Origin of the sequence: Bordetella ansorpii (assembly GCF_900078315.1) — a bacterium.
GTDB classification, from domain to species: domain Bacteria; phylum Pseudomonadota; class Gammaproteobacteria; order Burkholderiales; family Burkholderiaceae_B; genus Bordetella; species Bordetella ansorpii.
Window position 1 is genome coordinate 25,039 of record NZ_FKBS01000015.1, and the last position, 26,373, is coordinate 51,411.

General features: G+C 66.1%; 35 protein-coding genes. 28 read left to right on the plus strand and 7 right to left on the minus strand.

Annotation, left to right across the window (positions count from 1 at the left end; translation table 11 throughout):
* Positions 1-3: 3 nt before the first annotated feature.
* The 5 genes from rpmC (at position 4) to A7W11_RS14730 (ending at position 3,473) form a co-directional block, all read left to right on the plus strand.
* A complete protein-coding gene (rpmC, locus tag A7W11_RS14710) occupies positions 4-195 on the plus strand; it encodes a 50S ribosomal protein L29 (protein WP_066124717.1) in 192 nt (63 codons plus the stop codon).
* 2 nt (positions 196-197) lie between these two features.
* Positions 198-479, plus strand: coding sequence for a 30S ribosomal protein S17 (gene rpsQ / locus A7W11_RS14715; RefSeq protein WP_066124719.1), 282 nt, complete (start codon positions 198-200; stop codon positions 477-479).
* 265 nt (positions 480-744) lie between these two features.
* Positions 745-1,185, plus strand: a complete 441-nt coding sequence (locus A7W11_RS14720; protein ID WP_066414173.1) for a hypothetical protein — start codon at positions 745-747, stop codon at positions 1,183-1,185.
* A 24-nt stretch (positions 1,186-1,209) separates the two neighbouring features.
* A complete protein-coding gene (locus A7W11_RS14725) occupies positions 1,210-1,689 on the plus strand; it encodes a type III secretion system chaperone (protein ID WP_066414179.1) in 480 nt (159 codons plus the stop codon).
* Positions 1,689-3,473: a patatin-like phospholipase family protein gene (locus A7W11_RS14730; RefSeq protein ID WP_066414181.1), complete on the plus strand. Its 1,785-nt coding sequence runs from the start codon at positions 1,689-1,691 to the stop codon at positions 3,471-3,473. Before A7W11_RS14725 ends, A7W11_RS14730 begins: the two co-directional genes overlap by 1 nt.
* Positions 3,474-3,545: 72 nt before the next feature.
* Here A7W11_RS14730 and A7W11_RS14735 read toward each other — a convergent pair whose 3' ends face one another.
* The 6 genes from A7W11_RS14735 to A7W11_RS14760 are packed head-to-tail and all read right to left on the minus strand — an operon-like array spanning position 3,546 to position 11,066.
* Entirely contained in the window at positions 3,546-5,660 is a 2,115-nt protein-coding gene (locus tag A7W11_RS14735; protein ID WP_066414183.1) for an acetate--CoA ligase family protein, read from the minus strand.
* 20 nt (positions 5,661-5,680) lie between these two features.
* Entirely contained in the window at positions 5,681-6,676 is a 996-nt protein-coding gene (locus tag A7W11_RS14740) for an acrylyl-CoA reductase family protein (protein ID WP_066414186.1), read from the minus strand.
* A gap of 21 nt (positions 6,677-6,697) precedes the next feature.
* Positions 6,698-7,858, minus strand: a complete 1,161-nt coding sequence (locus A7W11_RS14745; RefSeq protein WP_066414191.1) for an acyl-CoA dehydrogenase family protein — start codon at positions 7,856-7,858, stop codon at positions 6,698-6,700.
* Positions 7,859-7,867: 9 nt separating this feature from the next.
* Positions 7,868-8,836: a Bug family tripartite tricarboxylate transporter substrate binding protein gene (locus A7W11_RS14750; RefSeq protein WP_066414197.1), complete on the minus strand. Its 969-nt coding sequence runs from the start codon at positions 8,834-8,836 to the stop codon at positions 7,868-7,870.
* Positions 8,837-8,855: 19 nt separating this feature from the next.
* Entirely contained in the window at positions 8,856-9,839 is a 984-nt protein-coding gene (locus tag A7W11_RS14755) for a Bug family tripartite tricarboxylate transporter substrate binding protein (protein ID WP_066414202.1), read from the minus strand.
* A 60-nt stretch (positions 9,840-9,899) separates the two neighbouring features.
* Positions 9,900-11,066 carry an acyl-CoA dehydrogenase family protein gene (locus A7W11_RS14760; protein WP_066414204.1) on the minus strand — a complete coding sequence of 389 codons (1,167 nt, stop codon included), beginning with the start codon at positions 11,064-11,066 and terminating at the stop codon, positions 9,900-9,902.
* A gap of 179 nt (positions 11,067-11,245) precedes the next feature.
* Here A7W11_RS14760 and A7W11_RS14765 point away from each other — a divergent pair, with 179 nt between their 5' ends.
* The 21 genes from A7W11_RS14765 (at position 11,246) to rplQ (ending at position 23,373) form a co-directional block, all read left to right on the plus strand.
* The gene (locus A7W11_RS14765; protein ID WP_066414209.1) at positions 11,246-12,034 is read left to right on the plus strand and encodes an IclR family transcriptional regulator; all 789 of its coding nucleotides are present in this window, start codon (positions 11,246-11,248) and stop codon (positions 12,032-12,034) included.
* Complete coding sequence (locus A7W11_RS14770; protein WP_066414214.1) at positions 12,031-12,804, plus strand: IclR family transcriptional regulator; 774 nt, start codon at positions 12,031-12,033, stop codon at positions 12,802-12,804. The genes A7W11_RS14765 and A7W11_RS14770 overlap by 4 nt, the downstream gene beginning before the upstream one ends.
* A gap of 304 nt (positions 12,805-13,108) precedes the next feature.
* The gene (locus A7W11_RS14775; RefSeq protein ID WP_066414219.1) at positions 13,109-13,882 is read left to right on the plus strand and encodes an aspartyl/asparaginyl beta-hydroxylase domain-containing protein; all 774 of its coding nucleotides are present in this window, start codon (positions 13,109-13,111) and stop codon (positions 13,880-13,882) included.
* A 445-nt stretch (positions 13,883-14,327) separates the two neighbouring features.
* Entirely contained in the window at positions 14,328-14,696 is a 369-nt protein-coding gene (gene rplN / locus A7W11_RS14780) for a 50S ribosomal protein L14 (RefSeq protein WP_066124741.1), read from the plus strand.
* Between the two features lie 10 nt (positions 14,697-14,706).
* Complete coding sequence (gene rplX, locus A7W11_RS14785; protein ID WP_066414223.1) at positions 14,707-15,027, plus strand: 50S ribosomal protein L24; 321 nt, start codon at positions 14,707-14,709, stop codon at positions 15,025-15,027.
* A 12-nt stretch (positions 15,028-15,039) separates the two neighbouring features.
* The gene (gene rplE / locus A7W11_RS14790) at positions 15,040-15,579 is read left to right on the plus strand and encodes a 50S ribosomal protein L5 (RefSeq protein WP_066414227.1); all 540 of its coding nucleotides are present in this window, start codon (positions 15,040-15,042) and stop codon (positions 15,577-15,579) included.
* A gap of 12 nt (positions 15,580-15,591) precedes the next feature.
* On the plus strand, positions 15,592-15,897 hold the full coding sequence (gene rpsN / locus A7W11_RS14795; protein WP_066124748.1) for a 30S ribosomal protein S14: 306 nt from the start codon (positions 15,592-15,594) through the stop codon (positions 15,895-15,897).
* Between the two features lie 10 nt (positions 15,898-15,907).
* Complete coding sequence (gene rpsH / locus A7W11_RS14800; protein ID WP_066124750.1) at positions 15,908-16,303, plus strand: 30S ribosomal protein S8; 396 nt, start codon at positions 15,908-15,910, stop codon at positions 16,301-16,303.
* Positions 16,304-16,315: 12 nt separating this feature from the next.
* Complete coding sequence (gene rplF, locus A7W11_RS14805) at positions 16,316-16,849, plus strand: 50S ribosomal protein L6 (protein ID WP_066414230.1); 534 nt, start codon at positions 16,316-16,318, stop codon at positions 16,847-16,849.
* Between the two features lie 21 nt (positions 16,850-16,870).
* A complete protein-coding gene (gene rplR, locus A7W11_RS14810; protein ID WP_066124754.1) occupies positions 16,871-17,233 on the plus strand; it encodes a 50S ribosomal protein L18 in 363 nt (120 codons plus the stop codon).
* A 15-nt stretch (positions 17,234-17,248) separates the two neighbouring features.
* A complete protein-coding gene (gene rpsE, locus A7W11_RS14815; protein ID WP_066124756.1) occupies positions 17,249-17,770 on the plus strand; it encodes a 30S ribosomal protein S5 in 522 nt (173 codons plus the stop codon).
* 3 nt (positions 17,771-17,773) lie between these two features.
* Positions 17,774-17,962 (plus strand): 50S ribosomal protein L30, encoded by a 189-nt coding sequence (rpmD, locus tag A7W11_RS14820; RefSeq protein ID WP_066124757.1) that lies wholly within the window; start codon positions 17,774-17,776, stop codon positions 17,960-17,962.
* A gap of 9 nt (positions 17,963-17,971) precedes the next feature.
* Complete coding sequence (rplO, locus tag A7W11_RS14825) at positions 17,972-18,412, plus strand: 50S ribosomal protein L15 (RefSeq protein ID WP_066414234.1); 441 nt, start codon at positions 17,972-17,974, stop codon at positions 18,410-18,412.
* A 14-nt stretch (positions 18,413-18,426) separates the two neighbouring features.
* The gene (gene secY, locus A7W11_RS14830) at positions 18,427-19,752 is read left to right on the plus strand and encodes a preprotein translocase subunit SecY (RefSeq protein WP_066124761.1); all 1,326 of its coding nucleotides are present in this window, start codon (positions 18,427-18,429) and stop codon (positions 19,750-19,752) included.
* Between the two features lie 5 nt (positions 19,753-19,757).
* The gene (infA, locus tag A7W11_RS14835; protein WP_003806927.1) at positions 19,758-19,976 is read left to right on the plus strand and encodes a translation initiation factor IF-1; all 219 of its coding nucleotides are present in this window, start codon (positions 19,758-19,760) and stop codon (positions 19,974-19,976) included.
* A 35-nt stretch (positions 19,977-20,011) separates the two neighbouring features.
* Positions 20,012-20,125, plus strand: coding sequence for a 50S ribosomal protein L36 (gene rpmJ, locus A7W11_RS27490; protein WP_003806928.1), 114 nt, complete (start codon positions 20,012-20,014; stop codon positions 20,123-20,125).
* 55 nt (positions 20,126-20,180) lie between these two features.
* A complete protein-coding gene (rpsM, locus tag A7W11_RS14840) occupies positions 20,181-20,546 on the plus strand; it encodes a 30S ribosomal protein S13 (protein WP_066124763.1) in 366 nt (121 codons plus the stop codon).
* Between the two features lie 15 nt (positions 20,547-20,561).
* Positions 20,562-20,963 (plus strand): 30S ribosomal protein S11, encoded by a 402-nt coding sequence (rpsK, locus tag A7W11_RS14845; protein WP_003806930.1) that lies wholly within the window; start codon positions 20,562-20,564, stop codon positions 20,961-20,963.
* 11 nt (positions 20,964-20,974) lie between these two features.
* Positions 20,975-21,598: a 30S ribosomal protein S4 gene (gene rpsD / locus A7W11_RS14850; protein WP_066414238.1), complete on the plus strand. Its 624-nt coding sequence runs from the start codon at positions 20,975-20,977 to the stop codon at positions 21,596-21,598.
* A gap of 202 nt (positions 21,599-21,800) precedes the next feature.
* Entirely contained in the window at positions 21,801-22,787 is a 987-nt protein-coding gene (locus A7W11_RS14855; RefSeq protein WP_066124767.1) for a DNA-directed RNA polymerase subunit alpha, read from the plus strand.
* Positions 22,788-22,977: 190 nt separating this feature from the next.
* On the plus strand, positions 22,978-23,373 hold the full coding sequence (gene rplQ, locus A7W11_RS14860; RefSeq protein ID WP_066414241.1) for a 50S ribosomal protein L17: 396 nt from the start codon (positions 22,978-22,980) through the stop codon (positions 23,371-23,373).
* 162 nt (positions 23,374-23,535) lie between these two features.
* Here the strand turns inward: rplQ and A7W11_RS14865 are convergent, their stop codons facing one another.
* On the minus strand, positions 23,536-23,979 hold the full coding sequence (locus A7W11_RS14865) for an HIT family protein (RefSeq protein WP_066414245.1): 444 nt from the start codon (positions 23,977-23,979) through the stop codon (positions 23,536-23,538).
* 84 nt (positions 23,980-24,063) lie between these two features.
* On the opposite strand from A7W11_RS14865, the gene cutA reads away from it, so the two are divergent.
* Both cutA and dsbD read left to right on the plus strand, forming a co-directional pair.
* Positions 24,064-24,405 carry a divalent-cation tolerance protein CutA gene (gene cutA / locus A7W11_RS14870; RefSeq protein ID WP_066414247.1) on the plus strand — a complete coding sequence of 114 codons (342 nt, stop codon included), beginning with the start codon at positions 24,064-24,066 and terminating at the stop codon, positions 24,403-24,405.
* A 9-nt stretch (positions 24,406-24,414) separates the two neighbouring features.
* Entirely contained in the window at positions 24,415-26,367 is a 1,953-nt protein-coding gene (gene dsbD, locus A7W11_RS14875; protein ID WP_082887262.1) for a protein-disulfide reductase DsbD, read from the plus strand.
* Positions 26,368-26,373: the final 6 nt, after the last annotated feature.

Sequence of the window (26,373 nt, forward strand, 5' to 3'; positions counted from 1 at the left end):
CACATGAAAGCCAGCGAACTCCGTTCGAAGGATGCCGCCGAGCTCGGCAAAGAGCTCGAAAGCCTGCTGAAGGCCCAATTCGGCCTGCGTATGCAGAAGGCCACGCAGCAGCTTGCCAACCACCGCCAGCTGCGTAACGTCCGCCGCGACATCGCGCGCGTCCGTACGCTGCTGACCGAGAAGGCAGGGAAGTGATAATGAGCGAAACCCAAAACACCCAAGTTGCCAAGCGTCAGCGTACGCTGGTCGGCAAGATCGTCAGCAACAAGATGGACAAGACTGTCGTCGTTCTGGTTGAACGCCGCGTCAAGCACCCCATCTACGGCAAAATCATCATGCGTTCGGCCAAGTACAAGGCGCACGACGAGACGAACCAGTACAACGAAGGCGATACGGTCGAAATCGCTGAAGGCCGCCCGCTGTCGCGCTCCAAGGCGTGGTCGGTGGTGCGCCTGGTGGAAGCCGCCCGCATCATCTGATGCAGGCGTGACAGCAGGGCGGTCACGCCCCGCTGCTTCCTCGCGTACGTCAAAAAGCCAGAGGCGCCAAGCTTCTGGCTTTTTTATTTGCTGAATCCCTGTCCCGCCACGCGCGGGATGGGGATTCTTCTTTTCGGGGGGCATGTTCCCGCCAACCGGACATGGCCTGGCCTCGTCCCGCGGGCCGACAGGTCCCGGGAACCCGCCCAGGGTTTCGGTTACTCACCGGAAAGCGGAAACCCGTCCGCTGGAATGGAGAGCCCCGATGAATTCGATTTCCGCGATTGCGCAGGCCATCGCCGAAGGCGCGGCCACCCTGGCCCCCGGCCAGGAGGTCCACATGCCTGTGGACGCAAACCGCATGGTCCGGGTATTGCGACGCACCGTGCCGTCCACCCTCGGACTATCCGTGGCCACGCTGGCCGTGGGGCGCAGCGAAGAACAGCAGGCGGCCGCGCGCGAGGCGCTGCTGCGACTCGGCGCCGATAGCCGCTTCACCCAGGCATTTGCCGGCGGACTGGATGACGAAGGCCGGGATTGCATCCTGGCGGAACTGGCCGAGCCGGTCGACGCCGCCGCGGTCGAGATCCTGCTGAATCAGATGCTGGAACGCTGCGCGGCGCCCGCGCAGCAGTCCGACACGCCCGCGTCGGACGACGTCTCCCTGTCGCCGATCGACATGGCCGCTCGCTGGTTGCGAGTCTGAGCACCGCCTCCCAAGGAAAGACAGATGCCGCAATTCGACGACCCCGCTTTCCAGCGCCTGGCCGCCAGCCTGGGCGAGGTGACGCCCACGTCCCCGCGCAGCTTCGACCTGGTATTCGACGACAACCTTTGCGTGACCGTATCCAGGCATCCCCGGCGGCCGGAGGTGTGCGTCGACGTCTGGTGCCATGACGTCTCGGCATACGTCGGCGCGCCGCGCCGCGCGCTGGTCGATACGCTGCTGCTGCTCAATCGCACCGCGCAGGCCGGACAGCCTTTCCGCGTGGGCCTGGACAGCCGCGACTTCATCGTCGTGCACGCCAGCCAGGCCATGGACCGCCTCGAGGGCGGCACGTTCGGCGCCTGGCTGACCTGGATGCTCGATCAGGGCCGACGCGTCCGCGAACTGGTACGCGCCATCGGCTTCGAGAACGGCCGCCTGACCTATGAACTGGCCGCTGCACCGGCCGCCGCGCTAGCCGCCGCGCCTACAGGAGACGAGTAATGGTTACCGCACCCTTAGGCAACGTAGGCCATCTGTCGACGCAATGGAACGACGCAGTCCAGCGCAGCAGCGAGACCCCCAAGGGTTTCGCCAGACTGGCAGGCGTCTTCAGCACGCCCACCCGCAGCGCCACTGACCTGGTCAACACGCGTGAAGCGTTCAAGGGCTTCTTCCAGGCCCAGGTCTCGCAGCTCGGGGCTGGCGTGCCCGGGCACAGCAAGGCGGGCTTCGAGGTCCGGGCCCAGGAGCTGTGCGCTTCCATCCTGGAAAACTCGCTGGACACCGCGATGCAGGAAGCCATCGCACGCGGCGATGGCCGGGTGCCGGACAAGGTGCTGCGCGAGGCCGTGTCCAAGGCCAACGCCCGTGCCCAGGAAGCCCTGCAGGAGCTGCAGATCCACGCCTCGCACGCGAGGCTCACGGTGGATCGCCAGGTGGACATCCGTCCCCAGGTGGTGCCGCGTTTCGGTCCAGGCCAGGAAGTGGTCGGCTTCAACGTGATCAGGCAAGCCCCGCAGATCGAGAACCTGGTGTTTCGCGGTGGCGGCGCCAAGGGCATCGGCAATCCGGAAGCCCTGGTCGAGATGCAGGGCGCCGGCATGCTCAGCGGCCTGAAGCACCTGGTGGGGACATCCGCCGGCGCGCTGACCGCGGTCTGCCTGTCCTGCGGGCAGGATGCGCATGCCTTCCAGACGTTCTCCGCCTCGGTCGACATGAACGAACTGAAGGGCAAGCCGGAAGACTTCGAGGCCCGCTATCCCATGGTCAACGTAAGCTGGCGCACGGGGTTCCATGCGGGGCGCGCGCTCGAACTGCTGGACCAGACGTCGGCCACCGGCGTGTCCCAGTACCTGAACAAGCACTGGGACCCGGCCGCCATGCGAGAGAAGCTCGCCAGCCTGGGTAGCGAACAAGAGATCGACAGCGCCATCGAACGCCTGGACTCGTTGCGCACGCAGGACTTCGATGACGACCGCACGGGCCAGATGGTGACGTTCAAGGACCTGCACTTGATGCACCTGCTGGCGCCCACGCAGTTCAAGGAACTGACGCTGACCGGTTGGGACAACACCAACAAGCAGGAGACCTATTTCAACGCGCAGAACACGCCGGATATGCCGGTGGCCGTCGCGGGGCGCATCTCCATGAGCATCCCGGTGTACTTCCGATCCGTGGATTTCGATCCGGGCGACGGCAGCGGCACGCGCTCGTTCACGGATGGCGGCGTGGGCAGCAACATGCCCACCGAAGTCATCACGGACAACCTGCAAGGGCGGGCGCTGGAAGAGGCGCGGGCGCGAACCGCCTTGCTGACGTTCGACGAGAACGGCAAGGCCTATACCGTGCTGCACCAGGAACCCGAAGGGCCCGCGACGGGATTCGGCGCGTGGGCCAAGGCCAAGGCATCCGGCAACTCGCAGCTCTCCGACACGGGGCACCAGGACAGGACCAAGATCCACGACGCGGGCTCGAATGCCTTCGTGATCTTTCACGGGGACATCGGTACATTCGACCTGGACGCGTCGCCCGAGCGGGTACGCAAGGCGCAGACGCTGTCCACCCTGAAGACGCTCGAGCAGATCGAGCAGCGCCGGGATCAGGCCTACGCGGCCGAGTTCGACAGCGCGCAGGACTGCTTCGCGGTGCTGACGGATCTGGAAAAGCAGGCGTTGCGAGAGGGCGGCGAACCCCATCCCGGCAACTATCCTCCCCACTACGAGACCGATCCGATCTACCGCTTCGAACTCGAGCTGTACGAACTGGCGCACAACGAAGTGGGCTGATGTCCCGCCGATTCTTTCGCGAGGGGCCGCACGCCGGGGGCCGATTCCTGGCGAAGACTCGGCGGTCCCTGCTCAGCCGCCTGGCGCCGCGGGAATCACCACCGCGTCCAGCGCCAGGGCGCCGCGGGGCAAGGCCAGCAGCGGATTGATCTCCAGCGATGCCAACCGGCCTCGCTGGACCACCGCCAGTTGCGACAGTCGCACCAGGGCGTCGGCCAAGGCATCCAGATCGCAGGGCGGCGCGCCGCGCGCGCCCTGCAGCACGGCATGGCCCTTGATTTCGCGGATCATCGACAGCGCCTCGCCATGCCCGAACGGCGCCAGGCGGAAGCTGACGTCCTTCAGCACTTCGACGAAGACGCCGCCCAGGCCGAACATCACCACGGGGCCGAACACGGAATCGTCGTGGATGCCGGCAATGCACTCGACGCCGGCCGGCGCCATCGGCGCCACCAGCACGCCATCGAGGCGGGCTTGCGGAGCATGCCGGCGTACCGAGGCCAGGATGTCGGCGTGGGCCTGGCGCACGGCAGCCTCGCCGGACAACTTCAGCGCCACGCCCCCCACGTCGCTCTTGTGCACGATGTCGGCGGATACGATCTTCAGCACGACTGGCGCGCCGATATCCGCTGCGGCCGCGACGGCGCCATCGGCATCGCTGACCAGCACGCTGGGCGTTGCTGGCAATCCTGCTTCGCGCAGCAGCGCCATGGCCTGTACTTCGTTGTAGGACCGCAGCAGGGGCAGGCCCTGCCGTGCGGACGCATCCGATGCCGGATGGTCCGCTTCATTCGTCCGCTTATCGGCCAACCCCGCAAGCGAGGCAATCGTACGTACCGCTGCGCTCGGATCCGCGAACACCAGGCAGCCCAGTTGCTCCAATTCGCGGCGGCGCGCGGGGGGAAACAGCGCGCAGATCGCCAACGGCACGTCGGGCCGGCTGGCCTGCAATTGCCGCGCGAAATTCTCGAAGGTCGGCCACAGTGTCTCCGACGAGCCCGCCGCCGCCAGGAAAACCGCCAGCGCGTCGTAGCGGCCGTCGGACAGCATGTCTTGCGCCGTGCTCAACAGCACGCCGGGTTCCGAGACGGCCTGCCCCGTCACGTCGACGGGGTTGCGGCCGCTGGCAAACGGCACCTGCGCAAGCAGGCGGGCCTGCGCGTCGGCGGCGGGTTCCGGCAGCACCAGCCCGGTGTCTGCGGCGTCGTCGGCCATCAACGCACCCACGCCGCCCGATATCGTGAAGATGCCCAGGCGATTGCCGCGAGGGGGCTGCTTCCAGGTGTCCAGCGCATAGCCCAGATTGAAGAACTCCTCGATGGTGCGGGCGCGCAGCACGCCGTACTGGCGGAACAGTGCGTCGTAGATGGCGTCGTCACCCGCCAGCGCGGCCGTGTGCGAGGCGGCCGCCCGTGCGCCGGCCTGGGTGCGGCCGATCTTCGTCACCACCACGGGCTTGCCCGCGGCGCGGGCGCCGGCAAACGCGGCGCGCAGCTTGTCGCCATCGCGGCAACCTTCCATGTACGCCATGATGACGCGTGTATCGGCGTCGTTGGCCAGCCAGGCGATGCAGTCGGCCACGTCGATGTCGGCCTCGTTGCCCGTGCTGATCCAGTGCGACAGTCCCAGGCCGCGTTCGCGCGCCATGCTGTAGGCATAGGCGCCGAATGCGCCGCTTTGCGACACCATGCCGATACCGCCCGGCGCCACGGCGCCGTTGGCGGGGGCCGGTGAAAAGGTGGCGTACACCTGCTTGCGTACGTTCATGAAGCCCAGGCAGTTCGGCCCCAGCAGGCGGATGCCGCGTTCGTGGGCGGCCTGCGTCAGCGCGGCTTGCTGCGCGCGGCCCGCGTCGCCGGTTTCCGAGAATCCAGAGGTGAAGATCACCGCGCCGGCGATCTGGCCGGGCCGCGCTTGCGCCAGGGCCTGCGCGGCGTGGGCGGCGGGCACGGCGAGGATGGCCAGGTCGATGGCATCGTCCACCGCCGACAGGCCGGCGAACGCAGGCAGTCCCTGGATTGCTTCGGCGCGGGGATTGATGGGCACGATGCGGCCCGCATAGCCATACTGCCGCAGCAGCGTGACCGGCATCGCGCCGATCTTGCCGGGCGTGGCCGAGGCGCCCACGATGGCAATGCTGTGCGGGTCGAACAGGCGGGAAAGCGAGGCGTCCAGGTGTGTGGTCATGGTTGCAGCGGAATCAGGGCTCAGGAGAAACGCACCACGGTGCGGCCGGTGCTGGCGCGGTCGAGCATCGCGGCCAGGGCTTGCGGCAGTTCAGGCGGATCGATGACGCGCGCGATGCGGTCCAGGCGGGCGGGCCGGTAATCGGCGGCCAGGCGCGGCCACACCTCGCGGCGCAGCGGCATGGGGCTGTTGGCGTTGATGCCCAGCAGCTTCACGCCGCGCAGGATGAAAGGAATGACGGAGCCGGGCAGGTCCGACCCGCCCGCGTTGCCGAACGATGCCGCCGCACCGTCGGGCTTCAGGCTGGCCAGGGCGTGCGCCAGCAGGGCGCCGCCCACGGAATCGATCACGCCGGACCAGCGCGCGCTGGCCAGCGGCTTCACGCCGGCGGACAGATCGGGCGGCGGGATGACCTGGGCCGCGCCCAGGGCGCGCAGATAGGGCTCGGCGTCGGCCTTGCCCGTCATGGCGCATACGCTGTAGCCGCGCTGGCTGAGGATGTCGATGGCGATACCGGCCACGCCGCCCGTGGCGCCCGTGACCAGCACCTCGCCCTGGTCGGGCCGCAATCCGCAATGTTCCATCCAGTGCAGCGACAGGGCCGCCGTGTAGCCGGCCGCGCCCAGTACCGCCGCGTCGCGCAGGCTGATGCCGGCGGGCAGGGGCAACACCCATTCATGTCGCACGCGCGCGTATTCGGCATAGCCGCCATCGGCGTCCACGCCGATGCCGAAGCCATGCACCACCACTTCCTGCCCGGGCGCCAGCGACGGATCGGCGCTATGCACGATGGTGCCGCTGAGATCGATGCCGCCGATGCGCGGGTACTCGCGCACGATGCGGCCTTGTCCGGCCTGGGCCAGTGCGTCCTTGTAGTTCAGCCCGGCGTACGCCACCTTGATCAACGTGTCGCCCGGCGACAACTGATCTTCGGACAGCGTGTCGAAGCGGCCCACGGGGGGCGCGCCGTCGGCGCCGGCATGCAATCGGTAGGCTTGGAAACGCGATATCGCCATGGGGTTCTCCAGATACGGCATTCAGGACAGGAAGCGACGTGCCAGCGTGGCGCGATGCAGTTCGTTGGCGCCGTCGTAGATGCGGAACGGACGCAGCTCCTGCCAGATCATCGATACAGGGGTGTCCTCGGACAGACCGGATGCGCCCATCATCTGCACGGCGCGGTCGGCTACGCGGTTCACGGTCTCCGAAACGAACACCTTGGCCATGGCGCTGTGTTGCTTCACGGGCAGGCCCGCGTCCAGCCGGTCGGCGCATTCCAGCGTCATCAGACGGCTGGCGTGCAGTTCGATGTGCGAGTCGGCCACCATGGCCTGGATCTGCTGCAGGTCCGCCAGCCGGGACCCGAACGAGGTGCGTTCCCGCACGTAGGCCTGCGCGGTTTCCAGGGCGCGGCGCGCGCGTCCGATGTAGCGCATGCAATGCAACAGCCGTGCCGGCTCCAGGCGCAACTGCGCATGGTGCAGGCCGCGGCCCACCTCACCCAGTACCGCGTCGTCGGGCACTTCGCAGTCCTGCAGCAGGATCTCGGCATGGCCTCCGATCTGATAACCGGTGACCATGCCGATGTCGCGCACGACGCGGTAGCCCGGCGTGTGCCGGGGCACCAGGAACAGCGTGGCGCCGCTTTCGGTCCTGGCCAGCACCAGCGCGAAGTCGGCCGCCACGCCGCCGCTGATGAACTGCTTGTGGCCGTTCAGCACCCATCCCGCGCCGCGCTTCGCGGCATGGGTTTGGAGCATGGACGGATCGGAACCCGCGCCGGGCGCCGGCTCCGTCATCGCGAAGCAGGCGCGTTGGTTGCCACGGGCCAAAGGCGCCAGGAAGCGCTGCTGTTGCTCGGGCGTACCCAGTTTCAGCAGGGTCAGCATGTTGGGCTGGTCGGGCGCCGCGCAATGCAGCGCCGCCGGGCCCAGGAAGCCGCGGCCCGCTTCTTCCAGCACGCGCGCCAGGGCCCTCCAGCCCAGGCCCATGCCGCCCCATTCGGCGGGCAACTGCGGGGCGAACAGGCCGGCCTGGCGGGCGCGCTCGTGCAACTGCGCCACGCTGCGGTCCAGCGCGGCGACGTCGCGGGCGATGGCCGGCGACTCCGCGGGAATGGCGACTTCGTCGACGAAGCGGCGCACGCGTGCGCACAGGTCGTCCACATAGGCATCGTTTTGTTGACAAGAGACATTCATGGCGATGGCCTAAGGTTCGATCTTCACGCCGGCTTGTTGCACGACCGTGCGCCAGCGCTGCGTTTCTTCGTCGATGTGGCGGCCGAAGTCCTGCGGCGTGCCACCGGTGGCCTGCATGCCGAGCCGCGAGAAATAGCGCCGCACCTGCGCATCGGCCAGCACCGTGCCGATGTGCCGGTTCAGCAGCGCGATCACGTCCTTGGGCGTGCCGGCCGGCGCCATCACGCCCCACCACGACGAGGCGGTCAACGGCACGCCCAGTTCGGTCAGGGTGGGAACGTCCGGCAGATCCGGGTTGCGCGCCTTCGCGGCGATGGCGATGGGCCGCAGGCGCCTGGCCTGCACCTGCGCGTACACCGGCGCCAGATTGTCGAAGCTGAGCGCGACCTGTCCGCCGGCCAGCGCCGTCGCCGCCTCGCTGCTGCCCTTGTAGGGGATGTGCCGCAGCGCGATGCCGGTGTCGCGCGCGAATTGCTCGCCCGCCAGATGCGGAATACTGCCCGTGCCGGCGGTGGCGAAGGCCAGGCCCTGCTGTTGCCGGGCCGCCTGCTTCAACCCCGCCAGGTCGTGCACCGGACTGCTGGCCGGCACCAGCAGATAGACCGGTACGTCCGTCGCCCAGGCCACGGGCGTCAGGTCGCGGCGCACGTCGTAGGGCAGCGTGCTGTACAGCACGCTGTTGGTGGCCAGGTTGGCCGTACCCATCAACAAGGTGTAGCCATCGGCCGCGGCATTGGCGACGTAAGACGTGCCGATCTGCGTGGCCGCGCCGGGCTTGTTCTCGACCACCACGGGCTGGCCCAGCAGCGGCGCCAGCTTCTGGGCGATCATGCGCGCCGCGGTATCCGTGCCGCCGCCCGCGGCGTACGGCACGATCAGCCGGATCGGCTTGTCCGGATAGGCCGCCGCGGCGGGCAGGGCGGCCGTCAGCAGCGCCGCGGCCCACAGGGCGCGCAGCTTGCGCAGGGAAGCATGCATGGGGATCTCCTTCGCGCCGCTACTGGATGCGGGCGCCGGTCGACTTCACCAGCTTGCCCCACCACGCGGTTTCTTCCTTGATCTGCTGCGCGAACTCGGCGGGCGTGCTGCCCAGCGGTTCGGCGCCCAGTTCCTGCAGCCGTTTGCGCAGCTGCGGATCCTTCAGCGCCTGCACGGCCGCGGCATGCACGCGCTCGACGATCCTGGGGTCGGTGCCGGCGGGCGCCATCAGGCCTTTCCAGGCCATCACCACGAAGCCCTTCTGGCCTTCTTCCTCGAAGGTCGGAATCTCGGGGGCGGCGGTGGCGCGCTTGTCGCTGGGCACGGCCAGGGCGCGCACCGTGCCGGCCTTCACTTGCGGCAGCAGCGCGGGCATGTTGTCGATCATGAAGTCGATGTGGCCGGCCACCAGGTCGGTCATGGCCGGGCCGGTGCCCTTGTACGGCACATGCTCCATCTGCAGGCCGGCCCGCTGCTTCAGCAGTTCGCCAGCCAGGTGCGCAGGCGACCCGTTGCCGGGCGAGCCGAACGACAGCTTGCCCTGGTGCTGGCGCGCGTATTGCAGGAACTCGGGCAGCGTCCTGGCCGGCAACGATTTGGTCACCACCATCAGGTTGTGTTCGCGCTCCAGGCAGGTGATGGGCGCCAGGTCCTTGGCCGGGTCGAACGGCATGCCGGTATACAGGCTGGGATTGATCACCGTGGGACCGGCCGCCGCCAGCAGCAGCGTGTAGCCATCGGGCGTGGCGCGCGCCACGAAGTCGCCGCCGATGTTGCCGCCCGCGCCGGGCTTGTTCTCGACGATGATGGGCTGGCCCAGGATGGGGTGCAGCGCCTCGGCCATCAGGCGGCCCAGGATGTCCGCCGAGCCGCCGGGCGCGAAGGGCACGATCAGCCGGATGGGCTTGTCGGGATAGGCCGCCGTTGCCGCCAGCGGCAGCGCGGCGCATGCGGCGGCCATCGCGGCGGCGGCCAACCACTTGTACAGGGATCTGGACAGCATGGAGTTCTCCTTTGGGGATAGGGGCCCTCGGCTTCTATGGCCTGGGTCCCCGTTGAGGCCCTAGCGGCCTGGTGCGTGACCGGCTTGCGCCAGCGTGTGCCGTGCGATGGTCAGCTGATGGATCTGGCTGGTGCCTTCGTACAGGCGGAACAGGCGCACGTCGCGGTAGAACCGTTCGATGCCGTGGTCGGCGATGTAGCCGTATCCGCCATGCATCTGCACGCAGCGGTCGGCCACGCGGCCGCACATCTCCGACGCAAAGTATTTGCAGATCGATGCGTTCAGCGTCACGTCCTGGCCGGCATCGCGCTCGCGCGCGGTCTGCAGCACCAGCGCGCGGGCCGCCTGGATCTCGGTCTGGCAATCGGCCAGCATGGCCTGCACCAGCTGGAAATCCATCAGCGGCTTGCCGAACTGCTGGCGCTCGGCCACGAAACGCATCGTGTCGTCCAGCATGCGGATGGCCGGGCCGATGCACAGCGCGGCCAGGTGGATGCGCTGCTTGTTCAGCACCTTCATCGCCGTCTTGAATCCCCGGCCCTCCTGCCCGCCGATGATGTTGGCGGCCGGCACGCGGCAGTTCTCGAAATGCACCGCCGATACCGGCGAGCCGGCCTGGCCCATCTTGTCGTAGGGGCGCGCTGTGGACAGGCCCGGCGTGCCGCGTTCGACGATGAACGCCGTGATGCCCTTGGCGCCCGGCGCCTGTGGATCGGTGCGCGCCATCACCGTGAACAGGCCGGCGAGCGGTGCGTTGGTGATGAAGCACTTCTCGCCGTTGAGCACGTAGCTGTCGCCGTCGCGGACCGCGGTCGTGCGCAGCGCCGTCGCGTCCGAGCCGGCCTGCGGCTCGGTCAACGCAAAGCAGCCCGTCAGTTCGCCAGACGCCAGCCTCGGCAGATAGCGCGCCTTCTGCGGCTCGGTGCCGTCCGCCACGAGCGCTTCGGAACCGATGCCGGTATTGGTGCCGACCCGGGCGCGAAACGCCACCGAGCATTGCGACAGCTCCAGCGCCGCCACGATCAACTCCTCGGTGGTCATGCCCGCGCCGCCGTACTGCTCCGGGATCGAATAGCCGAACAGGCCCTGCGCCGCCATGGCCGACACCAGGTCTTCAGGCACTTCGTCCCGCTGCGCGACCTCGGCCTCGCGCGGCACGAGCCGCTGCCGCACGAAGCGGCGCAGGGAATCGATGAATGTGGAAAAGCCTTCCGGATCGCGGATCAAGATGTTGTCTCCATGCGGGGCGGGCTGGGCGGGCGGGTAATCGCTCGCGGACCCGTTGTGTGAAATCAGGCTATCAAATGGCCGCGGCGGCTGAGACAACTGTTTCGATATCTTGAACGCGCGCGGCGGCGTCGCCCGCCGGCCTGATCTATCATCGCCAGGACACTCCGGACCGATCCATGACAGGCCATCGACATGCCGATCCCGCGTTCGCCACTACGCTGGCGCACGGGTTGCTGGTGTTGCAGACGTTTCGCCACGGCGAGCCCGCGCTGAGCAACCGCGAGCTGGCCGAACGCACCCGGCTGTCCAAAGCCACCATCTCGCGCCTGACCTACACGCTGATGCAGCGCGGCCTGCTGCGCTACGACAGCGGATCGCGCCGCTATCTGCTGGGGCCCGCGGTGCTGTCGCTGAGCTATCCGCTGCTGTCCAGCATCAAGGTCCGCCAACTGGCGCGGCCGCTGATGAAGCGTCTGGCCGATGCCGCTGGCGGATCCGCGTCGCTGGGCATGCATCACGACTTGCACATGGTCTACGTGGAAACCTGCCGCGGCCATGACGCCGTGGCCTTCCGTCCCGACATCGGCGCCTTGCTGCCCCTGCTGCAATCGGCGATGGGCCGGGCCTGGCTGGCGCAGGCCGATCCCGCCGAGTCCGAACCCTTGCTCGACGTGCTGCAGCGGCAGGACCCCGCTGCCTGGCGCCGCTACGCGCCGGCCTGGGAGCAGGCGCGGCGCGATTATGCCGAGCATGGCTATTGTGTGGGGGAGGGGGACTGGCACGCCGATGTGCACGCCGTGGCGATGCCCATGCGACGTCCCATCGATGGCCAGGTCTTCGTCTTCAACTGCGGCGTGCCGGTGCGCCGCCTGCGCGCGGGCGAACTGCGCAACCGCATCGCGCCGCGCCTGCGCACGCTGGTGACCCGCGTCGAATCCCTGGTCGCGCGGCAGGCGGTCGAATGACGCGCGACGCCGATCCCGATTTCGCCACCACGCTGGCGCATGGCATCGACATCCTGGGCTGTTTCCGCGCGGAACAGCCGGAACTGGCCAACAAGGATTTCGCGCAGCAGACGGGGCTGTCCCGCAGCGCGGTCGCGCGGCTGACCCACACCCTGGTCGAACTGGGCTTCCTGCAGCGCGTCGGCGCGCCCGCGCGCTACCGCCTGGGAGCGTCCGCGCTGGCGCTGAGTTACCCGCTGCTGGCCAGCATGCAGATCCGCCAGATGGCCCGTCCGCTGATGAAGCAACTGGCCGACCATGCGCGCGGCGCCGTGTCCCTGGTGGTGCGTGATCGCCTGCAGATGGTCTATGTGGAGACCGCCCGGTCGAACGAAGCCCTGCAGACCCGTCCGGACATCGGCGCATCGCTGCCGATGCTGTCCAGCGCGGCCGGCAAGGCTTGGCTGGCCCGGGCCACCGACGATGCGCGCGGCGCCGTGTTGAACCAGTTGCGCGTGGCGGCTCCGGTCCACTACGCGGCGCATTTCCCCAGCCTGGGCGCCGCACGGCGAGATCTCGAGCGTAAGGGTTATTGCGGCAACAACATGGAATGGCGTCCCGACGCCTATGGATTCGCCGCGCCGCTGTGCCGCCCCTACCAGTCGCTCCTGTACGTCTTCAACTGCGGCGTGCCGTCCGGCGATGGGCCTTACCGCGAGCGCGCGGCCGATATCGGCCCCCGGCTGGTGGCGCTGGCGCGCGAGACCGAGGTGTTGCTGGGCATGGTCTGATGGGCGGTCTGCATCTGCCGGGCACACCGGCCGTGTGCGTCGGTCGCCGCCTGCTGTTTCCTTGCAAAGAAATGGGGATGGGTAAAAAAAGCCATCAACCGTTTCAAGCCGGCTGAAGCGGCGAGGGCAGGGAGGGTCTCTCCGGTTTGGCGCCACGCCGTGCGCCTGGGCCGGGGCTTCGCCAGGGTGCGAATATCGGGGAGGGAACAGCGGTTTCAGACAGTCACAAAAATGTCTTGTTAGCTCCCGTTATGGAATGGGGACGCACTTGCCAAACCTTTGGAGGCGGTCGTAGGCTTGTTACATGCCTGCTATCACCACTCCCCCCGCCCCGAGCGCCCCGTCGAAATCCGGCGTTCTCTCCCGTGCTCTCTTTCGCCTGGTCGAATGGCTGCATCGCCGGATCGCCAATGCGTCGGAAGTGGGCGACCATCCGATCTTCGACAACGCGTTGTTTCCGTGGGTCGGCGATCTCGAGTCCCGCGCGCCCGGCATCAGCGCCGAGTTGCGCAGCCTGCTCGAAGACCGCAAGCGGTTGCCGGCCTTCCACGAACTGTCCCCCGATGTGGGCATGATCACCGCCGACGACCAGTGGAAGACCTTCGTCTTCATGGCCTATGGCATGCGGTCGCAGCGCAACCTGGACCGTTGCCCCGAAACCGCCAAGGCGTTGAAGACCATCCCGGGACTGCGCACGGCCTTTTTCTCCATCCTGGAGCCGGGCAAGCGCATTCCGCTGCACAAGGGGCCGTACAACGGCGTGCTGCGCCTGCACCTGGCGCTGGTCGTGCCCGAACCGCGCGAGCGCTGCTGGATCGAAGTCGATGGTCAGCGGTACGTCTGGCAGGAAGGCCGGGCCGTCGTGTTCGATGACCTGTATCCCCATCAGGTGCACAACGATACCGACGGCGTGCGCGCCGTGTTGTTCGTGGATTTCGAACGCCCCTGCCGGGCGCCCGTGCGCTGGTTGAACAAGGCCATCCTGGCGATGGCCCCGTTCACCGACGAACTGCGCCGCGGCAAGGCCAACCACGAGGCCTGGGAAAAGAACTACTACGACGGTTCCAGGAAACCGTGACGCATGAGGCGGGCCGGTGCAAGGCCGGACCCCGCCGGCGTCACCCGGCGTCACCCGCTGGGACGACGGGCAAACAGGGCAAAAACCACACTTTGCCCTGTTCTGCAAATTGTGCTTGCGCTGGCCTCTTCATCGGGCTAGAATTACCAGCTTTCCCGAATTGTCTTTCGGGGTCATGGCAAATACAAGCGATGGCCGCAGGGCAAGTTCAGAAAAAAGCAGGTAAGTAAGTTAGCAAGACCAAGCAGGAACACCGGTGTCCTTCTTGTCAGGCCAGGCCCGCAATTTTCATTGCGTCGGCGTGGCCAGATGGCAGGGCCCGCAGGATTTCAACCCAGGGTCGCCGCGTCCGCGTGGCGGACCTGACGGGACCAAAACTGGCAGGAAATGCGCGCCCTCCGGCAAGGAAGGCGAAGTTTCCAGTTAAGTTGGAACAGGAAAAATCATGATCCAAATGCAGACCACGCTGGACGTGGCCGACAATACTGGTGCGCGTCACGTCATGTGCATCAAGGTGCTCGGCGGCTCCAAGCGCCGTTATGCCGGCATCGGCGACGTTATCAAAGTCAGCGTCAAGGACGCGGCCCCGCGCGGCCGTGTCAAAAAGGGCGAAATCTACAACGCCGTGGTGGTTCGCACCGCCAAGGGCGTGCGCCGCAAGGACGGCTCGCTGATTCGCTTTGGCGGCAATGCCGCTGTGTTGCTCAACGCCAAGCTGGAGCCCATCGGCACCCGCATCTTCGGACCCGTTACGCGTGAACTGCGTACCGAGAAGTTCATGAAGATCGTGTCGTTGGCCCCGGAAGTGCTGTAAGGAGCCCGCGATGGAAAAGATCCGTAAAGGCGACGAAGTCATCGTCCTGACCGGCCGCGACAAGACCCGTCGTGGCACCGTGCTGGCCCGCGTCGATGCCGACCACGTTCTGGTCGAAGGCATCAACGTGGTGAAGAAGCACGCCAAGCCGAACCCCATGGCTGGCAACCCCGGCGGCATCATCGAAAAGACGATGCCCATTCACATCTCGAACGTGGCGCTGTTCAATCCCGCCACGGGCAAGGCTGATCGCGTGGGCATCAAGGAAGAGGACGGCCGCAAGGTGCGCGTGTTCCGTTCCAATGGTGCCGTGGTCGGCGCCAAGGCGTAAGGGGCGAAAGACATGTCTCGTTTGCAAGCGTTTTACAAAGAGAAGGTCGTCGGCGACCTGACCGAAAAGTTCGGCTACAAGAGCCCGATGCAAGTGCCGCGCATCACCAAGATCACCCTGAACATGGGTGTCTCGGAAGCTGTGTCGGACAAGAAGGTCATCGAGCACGCCGTGGGCGACCTGACCAAGATCGCCGGCCAGAAGCCGGTCGTGACCAAGACCCGTAAGGCTATCGCAGGTTTCAAGATCCGCGAAAACTACCCGATCGGTTGCATGGTCACGCTGCGCGGCCAGCGCATGTACGAATTCCTGGATCGCCTGGTGGCGGTTGCGCTGCCTCGCGTGCGCGACTTCCGCGGTATCTCGGGTCGTGCGTTCGACGGTCGTGGCAACTACAACATCGGGGTGAAAGAGCAGATCATTTTCCCCGAAATCGAGTACGACAAGATCGACGCGCTGCGTGGGCTGAACATCAGCATCACGACTTCCGCCAAGACCGACGAAGAAGCCAAGGCGCTGTTGACCGCCTTCAGCTTCCCGTTCCGCAACTAAGGGGCTGATGACGTGGCTAAACTCTCCCTCATCAATCGCGACATCAAGCGCGCCAAGCTGGCTGACAAGTTTGCAGCCAAGCGCGCCGAACTGAAGTCGATCATCGACGACCAGTCGAAGACCGACGAAGAACGTTACCAGGCTCGCCTGAAGCTGCAACAACTGCCGCGCAACGCCAACCCGACTCGCCAGCGCAATCGCTGCGTGGTCACGGGTCGTCCGCGTGGGGTGTTCCGCAAGTTTGGCCTGACCCGCCACAAACTGCGTGAAATGGCCATGAAGGGTGAAATCCCCGGCATGACCAAGGCCAGCTGGTAGGAGAAAAAATATGAGCATGAGCGATCCCATCGCCGATATGCTGACCCGCATTCGCAATGCGCAGCAAGTGGACAAGGCCACGGTGGCCATGCCTTCCTCGAAGCTGAAAGTGGCCATCGCCACCGTGCTGCAAGACGAGGGTTACATCGACGGCTTCCAGATCAAGGGCGACCAGGCCAAGCCTGAGCTCGAGATCACCCTGAAGTACTACGCCGGCCGCCCGGTCATCGAGCGCATCGAACGCGTCTCGCGCCCCGGTCTGCGTATCTACAAGGGCCGCAGCAACATTCCTCAGGTCATGAACGGCCTGGGCGTGGCTATCGTGTCGACCTCGCGCGGCGTGATGACCGATCGCAAGGCCCGCGCCAATGGCGTCGGCGGCGAAGTGCTGTGCTACGTGGCCTAAGGAGAAATTCTCATGTCACGTATCGCTAAATACCCCGTCGAACTGCCCAAGGGCGTCGAAGCCACGATCGGTGCCGGTGAAATCGTCGTCAAGGGCCCGCTGGGTTCGCTGACGCAAGCGCTCACCGGTGAAGTCGGTATCCGCCAGGAAGACGGCAAGCTGAGCTTTGCCGCCCTGAACGATTCCCGCCAGGCCAAGGCGATGTCGGGCACCGTGCGCGCGCTGGTCGCGAACATGGTCACCGGCGTCAGCAAGGGCTTCGAGCGCAAGCTGAACCTGGTTGGCGTGGGTTACCGCGCCTCCGTGCAGGGCACCGCCGTGAAGCTGCAGCTGGGCTTCTCGCACGACGTGCTGCACGATCTGCCCGCTGGCATCAAGGCTGAATGCCCGACCCAGACGGAAATCGTCATCAAGGGCTCCAACAAGCAAGTCGTCGGTCAGGTGGCCGCTGAGATCCGAGCATACCGCTCGCCCGAACCCTACAAGGGCAAGGGTGTGCGTTATTCGGACGAGCGCGTCGTCATCAAAGAAACCAAGAAGAAATAACGGCGCACGCAAGGACGAATCATGGACAAGAAACTTTCCCGTTTGCGTCGTGCGGTTCCGACCCGCCGGAAGATCACCGAGCTGCGCGTTCATCGCCTCTCGATTTTCCGCTCGAACCTGCACATCTACGCCAACATCATCTCGCCCGAGGGCGATCGCGTGCTGGTCAGCGCTTCCACGCTGGAAGCCGAAGTGCGTGCGCAGCTGGGTGGCTCGGGCGCCGGTGGCAACACCGCCGCCGCCGCCCTGGTGGGCAAGCGCGTTGCTGAAAAGGCCAAGGCCGCCGGCATCGAGCTGGTTGCCTTCGATCGCTCGGGCTTTCGTTATCATGGCCGCGTCAAGGCGCTGGCCGATGCCGCGCGTGAAGCCGGCCTGAAGTTCTAAGCGAGGATCTGTCAAATGGCTAAAGTACAAGGCAAGAACGCCGCGGAAAAAGAGAACGACGACGGTCTTCGCGAAAAGATGATCGCGGTCAACCGCGTCAGCAAGGTCGTGAAGGGTGGTCGCACCATGAGCTTCGCCGCGCTGACCGTGGTGGGCGATGGCGATGGCCGCATCGGCATGGGCAAGGGCAAGGCGCGTGAAGTGCCGGTCTCGGTCCAGAAGGCGATGGAACAGGCCCGTCGCGGCATGTTCAAGGTGGCTCTGAAGAACGGCACGCTGCATCACACGGTGGTTGGCAAGCACGGCGCCTCGACGGTGCTGATCTCGCCCGCTCCGGACGGTACCGGCGTCATCGCCGGCGGCCCGATGCGCGCCATCTTCGACGTGATGGGCGTGCGTAACGTGGTTGCCAAGAGCCTGGGCTCCAGCAACCCCTACAACATGGTCCGCGCTACGCTGAACGGCCTGCGCGCCTCGCTGACCCCGGCGGAAGTCGCGGCCAAGCGCGGCAAGACCGTTGAAGAGATCCTGGGGTAAATCATGTCTCAGCAGAAACAGCTCAAAGTCACGCTCGTGCGCTCCGTGATCGGCACCAAGCAATCCCACCGCGACACCGTTCGCGGTCTGGGCTTGGGCAAGGTCAACAGCAGCCGCGTGCTGATCGACACCCCCGAGGTCCGCGGGATGATCCGCAAGGTGGATTATCTCGTCTCGGTCTCGGAAGTCTAAGGAATCGAGATGTCTGATATTCAACTCAATTCGCTGAAGCCCGCCGAGGGCAGCAAGCACGCCCGCCGCCGCGTCGGCCGTGGCATCGGCTCCGGTCTGGGCAAGACCGCCGGCCGTGGCCACAAGGGTCAGAAGTCGCGTTCGGGCGGCTTCCACAAGGTCGGTTTCGAAGGCGGTCAGATGCCGCTGCAGCGTCGCCTGCCCAAGCGTGGTTTCACGCCCCTGGGTCAGCACCTGTACGCGCAAGTCCGCCTGTCCGACCTGCAGGCCCTGGAAGTCGAAGAAGTCGACGTCCAGGCCCTGAAGGCTGCCGGCGTGGTTGGCCAGCAAGTGCGTTATGCCAAGGTCATCAAGTCGGGCGAACTGTCGCGCAAGGTTACCCTGCGCGGCATCACCGCGACGGTCGGCGCTCGCGCTGCCATCGAAGCCGCTGGCGGCTCGCTTGCTTGAACTTGAGGTGACGTGTGGCTAAAGCACAGGCACTGGGCAAGACGGGGGCGCGGTACGGCGATCTGAAACGCCGTCTCGTGTTCCTGGTGCTCGCCCTGGTTGTATATCGTCTGGGCACGCATATTCCCGTTCCGGGCATCAACCCGGATGCGCTGGCAGACCTGTTCCGCCAGAACCAGGGCGGTATCCTGGGCCTGTTCAACATGTTCTCGGGCGGGGCGCTGTCGCGCTTCTCGATCTTCGCCCTGGGGATCATGCCGTACATCTCCGCCTCGATCATCATGCAACTGATGTCGGTGGTGGTGCCGTCCCTCGAAGCCCTCAAGAAAGAGGGCGAGGCCGGCCGGCGCAAGATCACCCAGTACACCCGCTACGGCACTGTCGTGCTGGCGCTGGTGCAGGCGGTCGGGATTTCGATTGCGCTGGAGTCGCAGCCTGGTCTGGTGACGGACCCGGGTCTCGTCTTCCGCTTCACGACCGTGATCACGCTGGTCACCGGCACCATGTTCGTCATGTGGCTGGGCGAGCAGATCACCGAGCGTGGACTGGGTAATGGGATCTCGATCCTGATCTTCGCCGGTATCGTCGCGGGCTTGCCCACGGCGCTGGCCGGATTGCTGGATCTGGTGCGTACCAGCTCGATGTCGGTGCCGTCGGCGCTGTTCATCGTGGCCCTGATCGTTCTGGTGACTGCGTTCGTGGTGTTCGTCGAACGTGGCCAGCGCAAGATCACCGTGAACTACGCCAAGCGCCAGGTCGGCAACAAGGTGTATGGCGGGCAAAGCTCGCACCTGCCGCTGAAGCTGAACATGGCCGGGGTGATTCCGCCGATCTTCGCATCGTCGATCATTCTGTTCCCGGCCACGATCAGCAGTTGGTTCTCCAACAGCAGCGGCATGACCTGGCTGCGCGACCTGGCTGTGGCGCTTGAACCGCGCCAACCGCTGTACGTCACGCTTTACTCGGTTGCCATTATTTTCTTCTGCTTCTTCTACACGGCCCTGGTGTTCAACAGCCGTGAGACCGCAGATAACCTGAAGAAGAGCGGTGCGTTCGTCCCCGGTATTCGTCCCGGTGAACAGACGGCTCGCTACATCGACAAGATCCTGATGCGCCTGACTCTGGCTGGCGCCCTCTACATCACGTTGGTGTGCTTGCTGCCCGAGTTCCTGGTGATGCGCTGGAACGTCCCGTTCTACTTCGGTGGTACGTCCCTGTTGATTATTGTTGTTGTAACGATGGACTTCATGGCTCAGGTTCAGGCCTACATGATGTCTCACCAATACGATTCGCTGCTCAAGAAGTCCAACTTCAAGGGCGCGGGAATGCCGATGCGGTAAGCACAATGTCCAAGGACGACGTCATTCAGATGCAAGGCGAGGTTCTCGAGAACCTCCCCAACGCGACTTTTCGCGTCAAGCTTGAAAATGGCCACGTAGTGTTGGGCCACATTTCCGGCAAGATGCGCATGCATTACATCCGGATTCTGCCGGGCGACAAGGTCACAGTGGAGCTCACGCCCTATGACCTGACTCGAGCCAGGATCGTATTCCGCTCGAAGTAAGAGCCCCCCGGTTTTCGGAAAATTAGGAGTCATCCATGAAAGTAATGGCCTCGGTCAAGCGGATCTGCCGCAACTGCAAAGTCATCAAACGTCACGGCGTCGTGCGCGTCATCTGCACTGACCCGCGTCATAAGCAGCGTCAAGGCTGAGCCGGTCGACACCGGACAGTACCCACGCTAAGAACGGATATATCAAGGAACAGTCATGGCCCGTATTGCTGGCATTAACATTCCGCCGCAACAGCACGCCGAGATCGGCCTGACCGCCATTTTTGGCATCGGCCGCACCCGCGCTCGCAAGATTTGCGAAGCTGCTGGCGTCCCCGTTGACAAGAAGGTCAAGGATCTGAACGACGCTGAACTGGAGCGCATCCGCGAACACGTTGGCGTGTTCACGGTGGAAGGCGACCTGCGTCGTGAAGTGCAGCTGTCGATCAAGCGTCTGATCGACCTGGGAACCTATCGCGGCATGCGCCACAAGCGCGGCCTGCCCGTGCGCGGCCAGCGCACCCGCACCAACGCCCGCACCCGCAAGGGCCCGCGTCGCGCTGCGGCTTCCCTGAAGAAATAATCGAGGAACTGGATAATGGCGAAAGCTTCCACCAGCGGCGCTTCGCGCGTGCGCAAAAAGGTCAAGAAGAACGTCTCGGACGGCATCGCGCACGTCCACGCGTCCTTCAACAACACCATCATCACCATCACCGATCGCCAGGGCAATGCCCTGTCGTGGGCGACGTCGGGCGGCGCTGGCTTCAAGGGCTCGCGCAAGTCGACCCCGTTCGCCGCGCAGGTTGCCGCTGAAACGGCTGGCCGCGTCGCGATGGAATACGGCATCAAGACCCTCGAAGTGCGTATCAAGGGTCCTGGTCCTGGCCGTGAATCGTCGGTGCGCGCGCTCAATGCGCTGGGCATCAAGATCTCCAGCATCGCTGACATCACGCCCGTTCCGCACAACGGCTGCCGTCCGCCGAAGCGTCGTCGTATCTAAAGGGAATCCACATGGCACGTTATATTGGACCCAAGTGCAAGCTCTCGCGCCGCGAGGGTACTGACCTGTTCCTCAAGAGCGCCCGCCGCTCGCTGGATTCCAAGTGCAAGCTGGACTCCAAGCCCGGCCAGCACGGTCGCACCTCCGGCGCCCGTACGTCGGACTACGGCCTGCAACTGCGCGAGAAGCAAAAGCTCAAGCGCATGTACGGCGTTCTGGAAAAGCAGTTCCGCAAGTACTTCGCTGAAGCCGACCGCGTCCGTGGCAACACGGGCGAGAAGCTGATCCAGCTGCTGGAATCGCGTCTGGACAACGTCGTCTACCGCATGGGCTTCGGCTCGACGCGCGCTGAAGCGCGTCAGCTGGTCAGCCACCGCGCCATCGAGCTGAACGGCCACACCGCCGACATCGCCTCGATGCTGGTCAAGGCTGGCGACGTCATCAGCGTCCGCGAGAAGTCGAAGACGCAAGGCCGCATCAAGGAATCGCTCGATCTGGCCACCAGCATCGGCATGCCCCAGTGGGTCGAAGTCGACACCGCCAAGATGTCCGGCGTGTTCAAGTCGGCTCCCGATCGCGCTGATGTCGCTCGCGACATCAACGAATCGATGGTCGTCGAACTGTACTCGCGTTAATTCGCGATGGCCTGCCGGCGCATTGCGCTGGCAGGCCGGTACGAAACGCATCGCCGTCATGGCCCGCTACCGCCTTTCTGGTGGAGCGGGCCTTGCGGTTGTGTGAAGCGAGGCGTGGCGACTAGCCCGCAAACCTTTTTTCCCACCTTCCATCAGCCTTATCGGTGTAACGAGCCGAGGGTATTGAAAAGGAACTCAGTACATGTCCACTCAAGGTTTCCTGAAGCCGCGTTCCATCGAAGTCGAACCGGTCGGCACGCATCACGCCAAGATCGTGATGGAGCCGTTCGAGCGCGGTTACGGCCACACGCTGGGCAACGCCCTGCGCCGCATCCTGCTGTCGTCGATGACCGGCTACGCGCCCACCGAAGTGCAGATGACGGGTGTCGTGCATGAATACTCGACCATCCCCGGCGTGCGCGAAGACGTGGTCGACATCCTGCTGAACCTGAAGGGCGTGGTGTTCAAGCTGCACAATCGCGACGAAGTCACCCTGGTCCTGCGCAAGAACGGCGCCGGCGTGGTGGTGGCCGGCGATATCGAGCTGCCGCACGACGTCGAGATCATCAACCCCGACCACGCCATCTGCAACCTGACCGACGCCGGCAAGCTCGAGATGCAGATCAAGGTCGAGAAGGGCCGTGGCTATGTGCCGGGCAACGTGCGCGCGCTGTCGGAAGACCGCACCCACACCATCGGCCGCATCGTGCTGGACGCGTCGTTCAGCCCCGTGCGCCGCGTCAGCTACGCGGTGGAAAGCGCCCGTGTGGAACAGCGTACCGACCTCGACAAGCTGGTTCTGGACGTCGAAACCAACGGCGTGATCTCGCCCGAGGAAGCCGTGCGCCAGTCGGCCCGCATCCTGATGGACCAGATCTCCGTGTTCGCCGCCCTGGAAGGCGCGGGCGATTCGTACGAAGCCCCGGTCCGCGGCACGCCGCAGATCGACCCCGTGCTGCTGCGCCCGGTCGACGACCTGGAACTGACCGTGCGTTCGGCCAACTGCCTGAAGGCCGAAAACATCTACTACATCGGCGACCTGATCCAGCGTACCGAGAACGAACTGCTCAAGACCCCGAACCTGGGTCGCAAGTCGCTCAACGAGATCAAGGAAGTGCTGGCCGCACGCGGCCTGACGCTGGGCATGAAGCTCGAAAACTGGCCCCCGCTGGGTCTCGAGCGCCCCTGAGCGTTGTAAGCGTCCCACAGGCGATGGCGCACGATGTGTTATCGTGCGCCCCGCCTCGGGCAATCCAGATTTTTGCAGTACCTCTTTTCCACCGGACCGCGACTCGGGTTTCAACGTAAACCCGGCCGATAGAAGAACCGGATAACCACGAAGACGGAAACGTCCTCACCTAGATTCAAAGGAAATCATCATGCGTCACGGTAATGGCCTTCGCAAACTCAATCGCACCAGCAGCCACCGTCTTGCCATGTTCCGCAACATGGCCGTTTCGCTGATCACTCACGAAGCGATCAAGACCACCCTGCCGAAGGCGAAAGAACTGCGCCGCGTCGTCGAACCCCTGATCACGCTGGGCAAAGAGCCCACCCTGGCCAACAAGCGCCTGGCGTTTGCTCGCCTGCGCGATCGCGACGCCGTGGTCAAGCTGTTTGCCGACATCGGCCCGCGCTACGCGGCCCGTAACGGCGGCTACACCCGCATCCTGAAGATGGGCTTCCGTCAAGGCGACAACGCTCCCATGGCTTTCATGGAACTGGTTGACCGTCCGGAAGTCGATGCTTCGGAAACCGAAGGCGACGCCGAATAACACGGCAACGCATCGGCAGCGTCGTATGCTGAAAGTAGAACGGGCCTTCGGGCCCGTTTTGCTTTCGGGGCGCCGGTATCGGCGGCGATGCCTTGCGCGCGTTGGCGCGGCGCCGGGGCAGCGTGCCGGGCCGCTGGCCACCGCGATTGGATCGCAGTCCAGTCAGCCGGCCGGGTCCGGCGAGGCCTCGCGCAGCGCCTGAGCCGTTTCCGCCAGCACCCGCGCATCCGCCTGGGGCGGCATGATGAAGGTCAGGTCGCGCTCTTCGATGTACTGGGTGGACGTCACGTCCTGCGGGTCGTGCATGGGAATCACGTGCGCATGGGCGTGCGCGACGTGGATGCCGGTGTACGCGAACGCCACGCGCGGCACGTCGTACAACTGCTTCATGCGGCGCGCCAGGCGCTGGCCCAGGGCGAGCGATTGCGCCGCGATTTCGGGCGGCAGATCCTCGAAGTACGGGTGGTGCGCCTTCGGGATGATCAGCACATGGCCCGGGCGCACCGGATGGATGTCCAGGAACGCCAGCAGGGCGTCGTCCTCGTGCACGACGTGGGCGGGGATATCGCGCCGCGCGATGCGGCAGAACAGGCAATCGTCCGACATGCAGGGTCTCTCCGGGCAAGGGTGGGCCGAATCGATAAAATACTCCCGGCGGTCCGTCGTGGACCGATTTTTCCGGAGCCCCGCATGATGCGCGACGACGATCCGGTGCTGGTGATCAGCAACGCGCCCGACACGCTGCTGGCCAAGCGCATCGCCCACGTGCTGGTCGAGGACGGCCTGGCCGCCTGCGTGAACCTTGGCGTGCCCGCGCTGTCCGTATATCGCTGGCAAGGCGAGATCGAGGGCGCCGAGGAAATCCCGCTCACCATCAAGACCACCTGGGCCCGCCAGCAGGACGTGGTGCAGGCGCTGGCGCGGCTGCACCCCTACGAGGTGCCCGAAATCATCGTGGTGCCCGTCGTGGGCGGCCTGGCCTCGTATCTGGACTGGATACGCGAGCAGACCCGCCCCACGGGCGCGCAATAAGAGAACGCCATGCGGCAGCAAGCAGCGGTTTCCGTCGGCCCATCCCGTGCAGCCTGGCTGCGCGCCTGGGCGTTCCTGTGCCTGCTGGCGCTGTGCGCGCTGCTGGCCGGCCGCCATGCCAATGCCGCTACCGAGGCCGACTTCCTCGACCCCGAGAAGGCTTTCGCCTTCAGCGCCACGATGACGGCGCCCGATACCCTGGAACTGCGCTACAAGGTCGCCCCGGGCTATTACATGTACCGTGAGCGCTTCGCGCTGGCCGCCGATCCGGCCCAGCCGGTGGTGCTGGGCGATCCCATCTATCCCCAGGGCGAGGTCAAGCACGATCCCACCTTCGACAAGGAGATGGAGGTCTATCACCGCGACCTGGCCATCCGGGTGCCGCTGGCCGCGGGCGCGCAGGGGCCGCTTACGATCACCGTCACCAGCCAGGGCTGCGCGGATGCCGGCCTGTGCTATCCGCCCATGGATCACGCCGTGAAGCTGGTGGCCGCGGGCACCGGGTATGCCATAGAAGGCCGGCAGGCGTCGTCGCCGGAGCAGGGCGCGGGATTGAGCCTCGCCCAATCCTCGCAAGGCAGTACGCCTGCGGTAGCGGGCACCGGCGCCACGGCCCCGGCCGACACCAGCCTGGGTTCCCTGCTGCATGCCGGCGACGTCGGCCTGGCGGGCGCGCTCAGCGGCCTGGGCTGGCTCAAGACGGCGGGCGTGTTCCTGCTGCTGGGCCTGCTGCTGGCGTTCACACCCTGCGTGCTGCCCATGATTCCCATCCTGTCCTCGGTGGTGCTGGGCGGCGCGCAGCGGCCCTCGCGCTGGCGTGGGCTGGGCCTGGCGGCGGCCTATGTGCTGGGCATGTCGGTGGTGTACACGGCCCTGGGCGTGGCCGCGGGCCTCAGCGGGGCAGGCCTGGCCGCCTGGCTGCAGACGCCATGGGTGCGGGGCCTGTTCGCATTGCTGCTGGCCGTGCTGGCCCTGGCCATGTTCGACGCCTTCACGTTCCAGATGCCGTCGGGCGTGCAGGCCCGGCTGGCCGAGCGGTCGAACCGGATTCCCGGTGGCCGGGTCACGGGTGCGGTGCTGATGGGGGCCGTGTCCGCCCTGATCGTGGGCCCGTGCGTGGCCGCGCCGCTGGCCGGCGCGCTGCTGTACATCTCGCAGACGGGAGACGTGTTGCTGGGAGGCTCGGCGCTGTTCGCCCTGGCCTGGGGCATGGGCGTGCCGCTGCTGCTGGTGGGGGCTTCGGCGGGCACGCTGCTGCCGCGCACCGGCCCGTGGATGGAAGGCGTCAAGCGCCTGTTCGGCCTGCTGCTGCTGGCCACGGCCTGGTGGATGGTGATTCCCATCGTGCCCACTTGGGCGCAGATGCTGGGCTGGGCCTTCCTGGCCATCGTGGGCGCGGTCATGCTGCGGGCGTTCGACGCCTTGCCGCAGGGCGCCGGCGCCGCACGCATGTTCGGCAAGGGCCTGGGCCTGCTGCTGGCGCTGGCGGCCGCGGCATGGCTGGTCGGCGCCGTCAGCGGCGGCCGAGACGTGCTGCAGCCCCTGGCCCATCTGGCGGCGCGCGAATCCTCGGGCGGCATGGCCGCGGCCGGCGCGGCGCCCGAAGCCAGGTTCCAGCGCGTGCGCAGCAACGCCGAGCTGGATGCGCTGCTGGCCAGCAGCTCCAGGCCGGTCATGCTGGATTTCTATGCCGACTGGTGCATCTCTTGCAAAGAGATGGAGCGCTTCACCTTCACCGACCCCCAGGTGGCCGCGCGCATGGCCGGCATGGTGCTGGTGCAGGCCGACGTCACGCAGAACAACGCCGACGATCGCGCGCTGCTCAAGCGCTTCAAGCTGTTCGGCCCGCCGGGCATCATGTTTTTCGCGCCGGGTGGCCGCGAGTTGACCGACGTCCGCGTCATCGGCTTCCAGGACGCGCGCCGCTTTGCGGCGACGCTGGAGAAAGTCAGCGCCCGCTGAGGCAAT